This is a genomic window from Gemmatimonadota bacterium, assembly GCA_016719105.1.
Classification (GTDB): domain Bacteria; phylum Gemmatimonadota; class Gemmatimonadetes; order Gemmatimonadales; family Gemmatimonadaceae; genus SCN-70-22.
Window position 1 is genome coordinate 1 of record JADKAQ010000012.1, and the last position, 12,444, is coordinate 12,444.

14 protein-coding genes and 1 pseudogene are annotated in these 12,444 nt (G+C 66.9%); 9 read left to right on the forward strand and 6 right to left on the reverse strand.

The annotated features are described in order from the left end of the window. From IPN47_12985 to IPN47_13025, 9 genes are all read left to right on the forward strand, one after another. A partial coding sequence (locus IPN47_12985; protein MBK9408931.1) for a PD40 domain-containing protein occupies positions 1 to 461 on the forward strand: 461 nt, incomplete at its 5' end. After that, on the forward strand, positions 422 to 1,894 hold the full coding sequence (locus IPN47_12990) for a hypothetical protein (GenBank protein MBK9408932.1): 1,473 nt from the start codon (positions 422 to 424) through the stop codon (positions 1,892 to 1,894). The genes IPN47_12985 and IPN47_12990, both read left to right, overlap by 40 nt. After that, positions 1,837 to 2,571: an amidohydrolase family protein gene (locus IPN47_12995; protein MBK9408933.1), complete on the forward strand. Its 735-nt coding sequence runs from the start codon at positions 1,837 to 1,839 to the stop codon at positions 2,569 to 2,571. Before IPN47_12990 ends, IPN47_12995 begins: the two co-directional genes overlap by 58 nt. Positions 2,572 to 2,797: 226 nt before the next feature. Beyond that, positions 2,798 to 2,995 carry a hypothetical protein gene (locus IPN47_13000; GenBank protein MBK9408934.1) on the forward strand — a complete coding sequence of 66 codons (198 nt, stop codon included), beginning with the start codon at positions 2,798 to 2,800 and terminating at the stop codon, positions 2,993 to 2,995. A 629-nt stretch (positions 2,996 to 3,624) separates the two neighbouring features. After that, complete coding sequence (locus IPN47_13005; GenBank protein MBK9408935.1) at positions 3,625 to 3,810, forward strand: hypothetical protein; 186 nt, start codon at positions 3,625 to 3,627, stop codon at positions 3,808 to 3,810. A gap of 45 nt (positions 3,811 to 3,855) precedes the next feature. Beyond that, on the forward strand, positions 3,856 to 4,563 hold the full coding sequence (locus IPN47_13010; GenBank protein ID MBK9408936.1) for a hypothetical protein: 708 nt from the start codon (positions 3,856 to 3,858) through the stop codon (positions 4,561 to 4,563). Between the two features lie 960 nt (positions 4,564 to 5,523). Continuing rightward, a complete protein-coding gene (locus IPN47_13015; protein ID MBK9408937.1) occupies positions 5,524 to 5,910 on the forward strand; it encodes a hypothetical protein in 387 nt (128 codons plus the stop codon). 57 nt (positions 5,911 to 5,967) lie between these two features. After that, complete coding sequence (locus tag IPN47_13020; GenBank protein ID MBK9408938.1) at positions 5,968 to 6,519, forward strand: hypothetical protein; 552 nt, start codon at positions 5,968 to 5,970, stop codon at positions 6,517 to 6,519. Between the two features lie 459 nt (positions 6,520 to 6,978). Then, positions 6,979 to 7,440, forward strand: a complete 462-nt coding sequence (locus tag IPN47_13025) for a serine hydrolase (GenBank protein MBK9408939.1) — start codon at positions 6,979 to 6,981, stop codon at positions 7,438 to 7,440. Between the two features lie 86 nt (positions 7,441 to 7,526). Here IPN47_13025 and IPN47_13030 read toward each other — a convergent pair whose 3' ends face one another. The 6 genes and pseudogenes from IPN47_13030 to IPN47_13055 all read right to left on the reverse strand — a co-directional run bounded on the left by IPN47_13030 (position 7,527) and on the right by IPN47_13055 (position 11,853). Next, positions 7,527 to 8,786 carry a M48 family metalloprotease gene (locus IPN47_13030; GenBank protein MBK9408940.1) on the reverse strand — a complete coding sequence of 420 codons (1,260 nt, stop codon included), beginning with the start codon at positions 8,784 to 8,786 and terminating at the stop codon, positions 7,527 to 7,529. A 26-nt stretch (positions 8,787 to 8,812) separates the two neighbouring features. After that, a pseudogene (locus IPN47_13035) lies at positions 8,813 to 9,920 on the reverse strand (IS3 family transposase). Positions 9,921 to 9,964: 44 nt separating this feature from the next. Continuing rightward, positions 9,965 to 10,267, reverse strand: coding sequence for a M48 family metalloprotease (locus IPN47_13040; GenBank protein ID MBK9408941.1), 303 nt, complete (start codon positions 10,265 to 10,267; stop codon positions 9,965 to 9,967). A gap of 262 nt (positions 10,268 to 10,529) precedes the next feature. Continuing rightward, complete coding sequence (locus IPN47_13045; protein MBK9408942.1) at positions 10,530 to 10,769, reverse strand: DUF3471 domain-containing protein; 240 nt, start codon at positions 10,767 to 10,769, stop codon at positions 10,530 to 10,532. A gap of 111 nt (positions 10,770 to 10,880) precedes the next feature. Further along, positions 10,881 to 11,438: a hypothetical protein gene (locus IPN47_13050; protein MBK9408943.1), complete on the reverse strand. Its 558-nt coding sequence runs from the start codon at positions 11,436 to 11,438 to the stop codon at positions 10,881 to 10,883. Positions 11,439 to 11,502: 64 nt separating this feature from the next. Next, on the reverse strand, positions 11,503 to 11,853 hold the full coding sequence (locus IPN47_13055) for a serine hydrolase (GenBank protein ID MBK9408944.1): 351 nt from the start codon (positions 11,851 to 11,853) through the stop codon (positions 11,503 to 11,505). Positions 11,854 to 12,444 lie beyond the last annotated feature (591 nt).

Here is a 12,444-nt window from a genome sequence, read left to right on the forward strand (position 1 = left end):
AGATCTGGTCGCTCGACATCGCGACAGGCAAAGAGACACCGATTCCGTTCACCGCCGACGTGGATCAGATGATCGGTGAGCTGGTGCGCTTCACGTACCCCGTGAACGACAGCGTGCTCACCGTGCGTCAGATTCGCGGCGCACGGCCGTCACCTGATGGCAAACGTCTTGTGTTCTCCGCGCTCGATCGCCTGTGGACGATGGACCTTCCGGCGGGCACACCCAGGCGTGTGACAACATCCACCGACGGCGAACACGCACCGGTGTGGTCGCCCGATGGCAAAGTACATCGCGTATGTCTCCTGGACGGAGGACGGGGTGACATTTGGCGCGTACCCGCTGACGGCGGGCAGCCGTCCGAAGCTCACCACGCAGTCGGCGTTTTACGACAACATCATGTATTCGCCGACCGGTTCGCGTATTGTGGCCAATCGCGCCCCGCACGCAGCGCGCGATTCTGAACGACGAAATCAATCCGGCACTGGTCATCACCGACCTGGTGTGGATTCCGGCCACGGGTGGTGCAGCAAACTTCGTGAGCACACTCAGTGATGCCGGCCGACCGCACTTCACGAGTGATACCACCCGCATCTGGTTGTACGAAGGTGGCGATGGGCTGGTCTCGTTCCGCTGGGATGGCACCGATCGCAAAGCACATCTCAAGGTCACCGGGTATCAGGCACCGGGCGCGGGCCCGAACGCGCAGCCTCGTCAGGCGAGCGATTTGCATGTGTCTCCCGATGGCCAACGTGTATTGGCGCAGGTGGACAACATGCTGTTCGTGGTGCCATTGCCCATGACCGGCGGTGCCACGCCACGCTGTCTGTGCAGGCGCCCACGGGTGGCGCTCCCATTCCTCGCCGCTGTGCGCATCGGTGGAGATTTTGTCGGCTGGACGGCCGACTCACGTACCGTGTTCTATTCGCTGGGACGGTCGTTCTTCCAGTACGATGGGCCACGCGCCGACTCACTCGCCGCCGACTCGGCGCTGAAGGCGCCGCCGGCGCGAGCGGGCGGAGCGGGTGGTGCTGCAGGCGCCGCGCCAGGCGGCACGACGAGTGGTGGTGCTACAGCCGCGACGGCGAAGCCCATCTATGAAGCATCGCGCGTTGATGTGGCCATCACCGCCGCAAAGGATCGTCCAAGCGGCAGTGTCGTGCTGCGCGGTGCGCGCATCATCACCATGAAGGGCGACGAGATCATCGCGCGTGGTGATGTGGTCGTGACAGGCAATCGCATTGTGGGTGTGGGCGCACAGGGCAGTGTCACCGTGCCAAGCGGCGCACGCATCATCGATGTCGCCGGAAAAACCATCATGCCCGGCTTGGTGGACGTCCACGCGCACATGTGGCCGCAGTGGGGCGTGCATTCGCCGCAGCCGTACATGTACACGGCAAATCTGGCGTACGGCGTCACCACCACGCGCGATCCGCAGACGTCGCAAGCGGATGTCATTTCGTACGGAGATGCCGTGGATGTGGGCCAGATCATCGGCCCACGCATCTACGCCACCGGCCCCGGCATCTTTGCGCAAGACAATGTCTCCAGCGCGGATGACGCCAAGGACGTCATGAAACGGTATTCCGAGTTCTATCTCACGGAAACCATCAAGCAGTACCAAGCGGGCGACCGGCGTCAGCGGCAGTGGATCGCGATGGCGGCAAAGGAGCAGAAGATCACGCCCACGCTCGAGGGTGGACTGGACTTCAAGAAGAACATGACCGAGGCGATGGACGGATATGCAGGCATCGAGCATACGCTGCCCATCGCGCCGATGTACAAGGATGCGATTCAGCTCTTCGCCCAGAGGGGACCACCTGGACGCCGACGCTGCTCGTGCAGTACGGCGGGCCCTGGGCCGAGAACTGGTGGTACGAGCACTACGACATTTTGAGTGATGCCAAGCTCACGCGTTTCACGCCGTTTTCGGAACTCGAGCGTCGTGGACTGCGTCGGCCACAGTGGTTTCGCGACAGCGAATATTCGTTCACGCTGTTCGCCGAGCAGGCGAAGAAGGTGGTCGAGGCGGGTGGCCGTGTCGGGCTGGGCGGCCACGGACAACTGCAAGGTCTTGGCGTGCACTGGGAACTCTGGACGATTGCCAAAGGCGGCATGAAGCCGATGGACGCGTTGCGCGTGGGAACGATTTATGGCGCCGAGTCCATTGGTTTGGCGCGGGACCTGGGGTCGGTAGAAGCGGGCAAGCTGGCCGACATTCTGGTGCTCGACGGCAATCCACTGGATGACATCGCCAACACCAACACGATTCGCTACGTGATGAAGAACGGACGGGTGTACGGGGGTGACAGTCTCAACGAGATCTGGCCACGGCAACGTGCGATGCCGAAGCAGTGGTGGATGACGAACGAGCGGCGCCGAAGTAGTCCGACGTCTTTCATGCGCATCGCCGCCGTGGGCGGAAGTGCACCATCGATCGATTACCTCGACCTCAAAGCGCGGTCGCGCGTGGGCGGCATCTCGCTCAACTTCGCGGTGCATGCCCGGCACGCTGGCGCCGAGTCCGTGGCGAGCGTCAGCGCTGCACCGGGGCCGACGCGGCAGCGTCAGTAGTTGCCAGCGGGCCCTCGCTACCCGGCCGACGTCGAGCGGTGACATGGATGCGCCAGCGCCCCGGCGCCACGGCGTCCCAGGACATTCAGCTTGCCGCTGGTGGTGAGCGCCACTTCCCCGGGCGGGTACGCGCCCGACGTGCTCGCCGACTTCCGCCTGGGCGAGCGTGAGTGGGCGCTGCTGCGCGATGTCGACGTGATTGCGATCCCGGTCTTTAAGCAACCTGATGCCCCTGGTCAGACCCATCATCGTCGCGCGCGACGTCTCGGCGATCCGCGTCGCCGACCTGCTCGACAGCGCGGACCTGGGCGACGCGCTGCAGGGGCTCCGATGCACGCTCCTCGATGCGTTCGAACTCCTCTTCATCAGTGGCGACGAGGCGATGGTCGAGGCGACTCTTGCCCCGGTCCCGCAGGACTCGTAGCGTCATCGTCCGCGCACGGCGGGGCCAGGAGCAGCGCGCTCGTGAAAGGAGCACGCCATGTCCCGCCCGCCGAGCTGGTCCCGCCCGATGAGTGCGTCGACAATTTGCAGGGTGTGGCGACGCCTACCGGGCGGCGTTCACCGTTGCCCCTGCGCGCGATCGCGACGTTCCTGCGGCGATGCGCGCCGGCGCGAAGCAGGCCGCGCGCGTGATCCGTCACCTGGGAGCCGTCGCCGATGTGCGTTAGGCCGTAAGTCGCTTCCGCACGCTCTTTCCCGGGCCGCGCCCCCATCATCGGGATGATCGCCCCCTCCCCCGATGCCGGGCTGCCCAGCCTTCACCAGCATCGACGCCATTGTCGACGCGGCACTGGCCGACCTCGAACGGCCAGGGCGGGGGCGTCGATGGCGCGCTGGTGGAGAACGACTTCGACCAGCCGCACACGACTGGGTTTGGGGCTAAGAATCCATGCGGCGATGACGCGGGTGACGCGGGAGGTGGTGGCGCGCGCGCGGATCCCCATCGGCGTGGAAGTCCTGCTCAACGACCCGAAAGCGCGCCTCTGCCAGCCATCGCCGCGATGACCGGGGCGCGCTTCATCCGCTATCGACTTCTTCATCGACCGGGTGATGACCAAGCTCGGCCCCTTCGGGACCGCGGCCGAGGCGATCCTCGCCTATCGACGGGCCATCAAGGCCGAGCAGGTGCAACTGTTCACCGACCTGCGGGTGAAGTACACGACGCCCATCAGCGGACCAGAAGCCGCTGACGCTTTCGGCGCGCGGAGGCCGAGGCCGCGAGGGCCGACGCGGTGATCATCCCCGGCGGGGAGACGGGGATCGAGCCCCGATCCCGACGACCTGCGTGCCGCGCGCCCGCCATCGCTTCCCGTGCTCATCGGGAGCGGGCTCACCCCCGAGAATGCGGCGACGCTGGCCCCGCTCTGCGATGGGGCGATCGTAGGGACGTCGCTGCCCAGTGGGCGACCGCATCGCGACCGCGTGGTGCTGGGAGCAGGTGACGCGTCTGGTGCACGCGGTACGTGCCGTGCCCTCGACACCCATGGCGTGAGCGAGACTCCGCCGACCACTTCCGCGGAACGGGTGTCGCTCAAACGACTGACTCGGGGCTCGCGGCCGTTGTCGCGCTCGTCGCAGGCAACATGCTCGGCTCGGGGTCTTCTTCACCCGGGAGAGCTCGCCATGATAGCGCAGCATCAATGGCCAGGTGCACTTCATTTGGGCGCTGTGCGGTGTCATTACGCTCTGTGGTGCCCTCACGCTGGCCGAGATGTGCCGCATGCTCCCCGCACGCAGGGCGACGTACCACGTCCTCAAGGAGGTTCGGCCCGCTCTGGGGATTCCTCCTGGGTGTGGCTCGAGCTGTGGGTGAGCGGGCCGGGAGCGGTGGCGAGGATCGCGATCGTCTTCAGCGAGTTCATGCAACGCGTGGTTGTAAACGTTGGCGATCGCGCCGGTGTGGTGGGGCACGTCCAGCGCCATCGCCTTCTTTGCGGCAATCAACCTGGCCGGGGTGACGTGGGGTGGGCGCGTGCGGGTGACTGGTGACCGCGCTCAAGATTGGCGGGATCGTGGCGCTCATCAGCGGGGCGCTGTTGCTGGCGGCGCCAGCGTCGGCCGCTTGCTGCGCTGGTGCCTGGCGAGAGCGCCAGCGACGGCCTTCATGGCCTTCGTCCGGTTCGCGCGGGAGCTAGGCGTGGCGGCGGTGCTCTTCACGTACGACAGCTGGATCGACGTCTCGCGCACGTCGCCGGCGAGAGATCCGGCGCCCGGGGCGTGATCTTCCACCAGGAATGGCGATCGGCATCGGCTCGCTCCCGCATCCCTGCACCTGGTGGTGAACGTCGCCTACCTCCGCGTCGTCCCGCTCGAGGCGATGCGCACCTCGCCGACGACGGTGGCCTCCAGTGGTAGCGACGTCGGCGTACCGGGCCGCGCGGTAGGACGTTCCTCGACGTCCTGATGATGATCTCGATCTTTGCCGCGCTGGGCGGACTCGTGATGACCCTGCCGCGCCTCTTCTCCTCTGATGGCCGACGCGCACGTGGGCGAGGCGCGCGGGGTGTTGCGCACCTTCTTCTCGCTCCTGCGACGTATCGCCCCCGCGCACCGCCGGACGCAACAGCGCCATCCTCTTCGCCGCCGTCACGTCGATCGCCGCACTCCTCTTCTTTGGCTCCTTCTCGCGACTGGTGAACTTCTTCGTCGTCCCACGTTCCAGGCCATGAACATCCTGATGGTGGCGGCGATCTTCCGCCTGCGCCCGCGGGTCCCTCGGCCGGGCCTGCCACCGAAGCCCGGCTATCCCGTGACCCCCATCGCTGGATATCGTGGTGATGGCGGCGCTGCTCGCGAGTGGGATCAACGCTCGACCGATGGAGACGCTTATCGGGAGCACGCTGGCGCTCACCAGGGCAACCAGTCTACTGGTGGATGGTGCGTGAGCGTCGCTCGGTCTAAGCGGCCCCGCCCACGCCCCCTCCGGCATCTCGCCCTTTCCTGCCTCGCGTGCGATCGGTCCACGAAGTCGTCGCACTATTGGCGTTGGTCGTAGCCGGCTACCTCGCCTTCAAGCCGGTCCCGATCGACCCGGCGCCGTGGATAACCACGCCTAACGCGGGACTGACCGGTCCCTTTACTCCCAATTCGCTGCTCGCCGACGCCGACAGCATCGCTGCCGCGAGCGCCGGCCCCGAGGACCGACGGTCGGCGCCGATGGGGGCGCTCTACACGGGGCTCATTGGCGGAGCCGGGTCCGCATCGATCGACCACCGGCGAGGTGCGCAGATCGCGATCACCACGGGCGCCCGCTTGAGGCTGCGCTTCGACGCGGCCGGCGACCTGGTCATCGCCGACGCCCGCCAAGGGCATCGTTGCGGTGCGCCCCAACGGTGAGCTGCGCACGCTGGTCGCGCTCGGCGACACCAAGCTTCACTTCCCGATGCGCTCGACGTGGCGCCCGACGGCGTCCTCTGGTTCTCCGACGCGTCGCAACGCTGGGATACCCGGACCGGCGGCCTGATGGACTTCTGGGAGAGTCGCCCCACCGGCCGACTCCTGCGCCACGATCCACGCGTGGGAGACGCGCGTCGTCCTCGACTCGATCGACTTCGCCAACGGTGTCGCGGTGGGTCCCGCGGGCGCCCGGCCCTGCTCAACCGAAACGATGGCGGGGCGCATCATACGGTACTGGATCACGGGGCCGCGTGCCGGAACGCGCGAGACCTTTCTCTCGAGGGGCTCCCAGGGCTCCCGGACAACATCGGCTGCGATGGCCACGGCCTGTTCTGGTGGCGTTGTATGCCCCGCGTACCGCCGCGGTCCACGCATCCGCGCCTTGCCGCCGTGGCTTCGCAAGGTGATCTATCGCATCCCCGAGCGACTGCGCCTCACCGAGGCCGATCGCTACGGGATGATCCTCGGATCGATACGCTGGACAGGTGCGCTACAATCCGCAGGACCCCAGTGGCCGCGTGGACTCCACCACCACCGCGGTGGCGGTGAACGATACGTTGTACGTCGAGCCTTCCTGCGGTGCTCGCGCGGTTGCGGCTGCCGGCTGCCCCATGACGTGATCGCGCGCTGGTTCCTCGCCTTTCCACTCTTGCCGACCGTCGCGATGCTTACGCGCCCCCTCCTGCTCGCCTTCGCCCCCATCGTTGCCTTCACCACCGGCGCCTCGGTCGCGCAGGCTCAACTCCCGACAGCATCCGCACGCGAGTCGACGCCGTCTTCGCGCTGGGATCGCACCGACTCGCCCGGGTGCGCGCTGGGCATCTCCGCAGAGCGGACGCGAGGTGTAGCTTGCGCGCGGCTACGGGATGAGCGATCTGCAGCACGCGATCGCCATCACCCCATCGTCGATCTTTCACGTCGCGTCCGTCTCCAGGAGTTCGCCGCGTATTCGGTGGCGCTGCTGGCCGGAGGAGGGGCGGCTGTCGCTGGACGACGACGTGCGCCAGCATGTCCGGGATTCCCAACTACGGGCAGCGCATCACCGTGCGCCAGCTCATCCACCACACGAGCGGACTGCGCGACCAGTGGCAGCTGCTGGGCTACGCCGGCTGGCGCTTTCCGAGACCTGATCACCGAGCAGGACGTCCTGCGAATGGTCTCTCGCGGCAGAAGGGGACCAACTTTGCGCCGGGAGCGGAGTGGGCGTACTCCAACACCGGCTACACTGCTGGCAGGATCGTGAAGCGCGTGAGCGGAAGTCGCTGCGCGAGTTTGCCCAGAACGCATCTTTGCCCCGCTGGGGATGCGCGACACGCACTTCCACGACGACACGATGATCGTACGGGGCGCACCTCGGCGTACGAACCGCGTCCCTGGCGGCGGGTGGAAGATCTCCATCCCGGTCTTCGACACGTACGGAGCGACGTCGCTCTTCACGACTGCGGGCGACATGCTCACGTGGATGGGTAACCTCGACGCGCCGACGGTGGAAGCCGTGCCCTGGTGGCGGCGGCGCAGACGAGCTCCGCTCAACGATGGACGCCGACCAGCTACGGCTACGGACCTCCATCTTCAAGTATCGCGGGCTCTCGGCCATCGGGCATGGTGGTGCCGATGCCGGCTATCGCGTGCAGGTCGAACGTTATCCGGAACGCGGGATCGCGATCGCCGTTCTGTGCAACGCCGCCATCGCCACGCTGAACGTCCTCACGCGAAACGTGCTCGACGTCCTGCTTGGTGCCAGCGCCCCGCGGCAGGCCCTCTGATCGACACGGTCCCCGCGGGCCGTCTCGGCCGAAATCAAGCAGCGCTGGGTGGGGACGTATCGCGACTCCGTGAGCCAGGCCGTGCGCGCGTACGCTTGGCGGGCGACACCCTCCACGCTTGGCGACGGGCGCCCCCGTGATCACGAGCGACACCTCGGCGCGCATCGCAGCGAGCGCGAATGCGCGGGTCCTGCGCTCGTCAGGCACCACGGTGACCGGGGTGGCGCAGGTGCGCACACCACGCGTCCGCTCATCTTCCGTCGTGAGGCGCCGTTCACCCCCGATCGTGCGGCGCTGGCGGCGTATGCGGGGGCCTTCTACAGCGAGGAGCTCGACGTGCGCTACGACCTGCGCGTCGCGGATTCGTCGCTGGTCATGTTCCATCGCAAGCTCGATGACTCCCCGCTGGCCCCGGCGTCTCGCGATGTCTTCACCGCGGCGTTCGGCGCGACCTTCCAGTTCACGCGCGATCGTACGGGGAAGGTGAACGGCTTCACCATCACCGACGGTCGCGTGCGCGGGGTGCGGTTCGAGCGCATGAAGTAGCGCGACCACGAGCTCGCCGGTCTCGACGGGGCGCATCCGCACACGGATGCGCCCCTTCGTCTCACGGCGCCGGTCAGTTCGCCTGGGTGCAGGCGACGGCGGCAGCAACAACAGGCGACGACGGAAGGTCTGGAACGCGTTCGTGTCCCGCGTCAGTCGCTGCAGCGCGCTCGCCGGGTACTTGGCGATCTGCGCCTCGGTCGCCGCGACGCGACTCTCCTCGAGCGGATGGCTGGCGAAGAACGCGTCGAGGGAGCTGGGGTTGGACTGGCGCGCCGCCATCAGGAGGCGAAACATCTCCGGGATGCCTAACGGCGATATCCCCGCCTTCACGACGGTCGCCACCGCTTCTTCATCGGCCTGCGCCTCGTCGCCGCGACTGAACCTCGCGAACAGCGCGCTGCCGCCGATGTTGATGGCGGCCTGTGTGGCACCGCTCTCGCAGACGTTGGTGAGGGTACAGAGCAATGACAGGCCGACGTTGGCGCCCTGGCCCTGCTGCATCTGACCTGCGCCCCTTCACGGGACCACTACGAAGTGTAGGCCGGGGACTGGGGTGAATGGGTGAAGGTGCGCGCGTATTCGTGCGGGGTCAATTGCTGCAGGGAGCTATGCGGACGGACCGAGTTGTAGTCGTCCTGCCATGCGGAGATGATGTCGCGGGCATCGTGCAGATCCGTGAACCAGTGCTGGTCCAGGCATTCGGCGCGGATCTTGTCGTGAAAGCTCTCGACGTACGCGTTCTCGACGGGCTTCCCGGGGCGGATGAAGGCGAGTTGCACCTGACGCGCATACGCCCACGCATCGAGCGCGCGGGCGACGAACTCGGGCCCGTTGTCCACCGTGATCGCGCGTGGCGTGCCGCGCAGGCTGGTGACGTCCTCGAGGACGCGCACCACGCGCGCGGCGGGCAGTGACGTGTCGACTTCCAATGCGAGGCACTCCGCGTGCACGTGTCGATCAGGCTGAGCACGCGAAAGCGGCGACCGGTCGCGCACTGATCGCTGATGAAGTCCATCGCCCAGACCTCATTCGGCTGGGTGGCGACGGGACGGGGCACCCGGGCAAGCGAGACCTGCTTGCGCTTCCGCCGCCTGACCTGCAACCCCGTACTGCGATAAACACGGCGCACGCGCTTGTGATTCACCTGCCAGCCGTCGCGGGCGAGGAGCACGTGCAGCCGGCGATAGCCCCAGCGGGGTCGCTCGGCGGCCTTCTCGCGCAACGCGTCCGCCAAGGCGTCATCACTGGGCCGGGTACTCTGGTGATACCAGCGCGAGCGCGCCAGGTGCACGAGCTCGCACGCGCGACGGGTGCTCACGGGATACGTGGCCTTGAGATAGGTGACGGCGGTCCGTCGCTGTGCCGGCGTCACCACTTTCGTCCCACCACGTCTTTGAGCATCGCGTTGTCGAGGCTGAGCTCGGCCACGAGGCGCTTGAGGCGCGCGTTCTCGTCCTCGAGGGCCTTGAGCCGTTTCACCTCGGGCACGCCGATCCCGCTGTACTTCGCCTTCCAGCGGTAGAACGTGGTCTCGGTGATGCCGTGCTTGCGCACCACCAAGCGGGCGTTGTCACTGCCCGCCGCCTCCTTCAGGATCGCGACGATCTGCTCTTCGGTGAAGCGCTTCCGCTTCATGTGGGCCTCCTCCGGCGCCTCGCCGGGCTCGTGCCCCTAACCTATCATCTGGTCCCGTTTTCGGGGCGCAGGTCAATCTGCTGCACGGAGTGTCGCCGCGTGATGTGGCCGATCTCGTGCGCGAGCACGCCGGCCAGCTCGCTCATGTTGGTCGCCTTCTCGATCAGGCCGCGATTGACGCAGACCCATCCGCCCGGGAGCGCGAAGGCGTTGATCTCCTTGCTGTCGACGACGGTGAAGTACCAGGTGAGGCCCCGGCTGTCGGTCGCCTGGGCGAGTTGATTGCCGAGCGACGTGACGTAGCGAACGACGGCGGCATCCTTCACGAGCGGCAACTGCTCGCTCACCCAGCCGCGGCGCCGGCACCAAGCTCCACTTCCTGTTGCTGGGACACGCCGCACGCGATCGTGGTGACACGCGACGGCGAGGAGCGCGACCGAAAGCCTGCGGATCGCGCGGGCGGGTTGCTTCCGATGGGACCACATAGCACGAGTTGGTACGGGACGAGGACGAGCGTCTCCCTCCTCTCTTTCATGCTAGAGCCGTCCGTGCGGTAACGGAATCAATCCTTGGGTCGAGGTCGGTGTGACTACCGCCTCCCCTTCGGCCTCAGCTCCAGGTCCTGGAAGTCGAACGAGAAGTCCACCCCAGGTGATGCGGGACCATCTTCGCGTGGTCGATTGCACCGTCGGGCGTGAGCATGAAGGTGATGTAGGCATCGGCCCTGAGTTCGCGATCGCGCCAGCGCACCAGAAACGTGTCGTGCTGCCACGGGATCATGTCGCCCACGAGCTGTGGCGAGTGCGAGAACCGAATCGCCAGCCCGCCGTTGTCCTGCGCGATGTCGATATCGCCGTACCCAGGCGTCCTCGTAGGCGCCGGCGTACTTCGCGAGCGCGAGCGACGGGCGCGAGAGCGAGTCGCGCGAGGCCTGTGCCTGACGAGCGGCGTCGATGAGCGCTACCTGCTGGCGGCCCGCAGCGAATCGTAGCCGGCGATGAAGTCGAACGGCTGCGCGGTGCGCAGCACGCGATCCATCAGCGTCCAAGTGAGGGCGAGAACGTCGCCGATTCGTCGTTGGTGAGCACGACGACGCCCGCGCGCTCCGACGGAATCCATGCCACCGATGACAGGTAGCCGGGGAGCCCGCCGGTGTGATGGGATCTTCCGCCCACGGAAGGTGCTGACGTCGAGCCCAAGCGCGTAGAAACGGAAGTCGCTCGCCAGCGGGGCGATCGCGGCGGGCGGCATGCCGTTAGGCATCGGCGTCACCGGCTCTTGCAGTCGACGGGCCGTCCGCGGCTGGTAGAGCCGGTTCCCATCGCCCACCTTCCCCGAATCCAGCAGCGTCAACACCCACTTCGCCATGTCCTCGGCGCCGCTGTTGATCCCGCCGGCCAGGTTGGTATCGCTCGTCATCGGCGCGATGGCCTTGAGCGTTCCGTCGAGGAGCGTGGGCGTATGCGCCACGTCACCCGGGGCGGCGGCGTCGCCGTGTCGCGACGTGCTGTGCGTCATCCCCACGCGCTGCAGGATGCGCGTTTCGATGAACTGTTCCCCGACATCCCGCTCACGGCCTCGATCACTTCACCGGCGACGAGGTAGAGGACGTTGTCGTAGGCGTACGCCGAGCGGAACGACGTGGCCGGCTTGATGTAACGCAGGCGGCGCATGATCTCGGACCGCGTGTGGAGGTCGAAGCCGGCCACCAGAGCAGGTCGCCGGCGCCGAGTCGGAGTCCGCTGCGATGCACGAGGAGATCCTTGATGGTGATCTCGCGCGTAACAAACGGGTCGTACATCGCGAACTGCGGGGAGATAGCGGATGACCGGGGCCGTCCTCCAGCTTCCCCTCTTCCACCCAGCATCCCGAGCGCGGTCGCGGTAAAGACCTTGGTGTTCGAGGCGATGCCGAAGCGCGTCACCGGGGACACGGGCGCGGCCTCTCCCCACCTTCTTCACGCCATACCCCTTGGCGACGACGACCCTGCCGTCCTGGATCACTGCGACGGCAACGCCAGGAGTCGGGAAGGTCTTGAGTGCGACCGCGACGATCGAGTCAACGGTGCGGAGCAACGCAGCGGTTTGGGAGCGGCGGCGTAGCCCTGCAGCGGAGCTGCAAGCGCAACGAGCAGTGCAATGGAACGGCGTGCGGAGACGATCACGGCACCACCCGCGGCTTCCCGATCTGGTATTCCTTGGGTGGGATGTTCCCCTGCAAGTTGGTCACGAAGTAGTCCCAGCGGCGGCGCATGATGTACGCCGCGCGTCGGGGGCCGAAGCCGTGGCGCGTGTGGAAGCACGATCTGGTCGGTCCTTCCCTGCCTTCATCAGCGCATCGACCACCAGCGCGTTCACCGGCGGGACGTTGTCGTCCATCATCCCGTGGATGAGGAAGAGCCTCCTTGAGGTTCTTCGCGTGCGTCTGGTTGGCTTCCTCGGCGTAGTTGTCGTTAGGCCCGATCAGCAGCGCCCTGGTACCGCTCGCCCCAGTCGCCTTCGTAGTTGCGGTTGTCGTGGTTCCC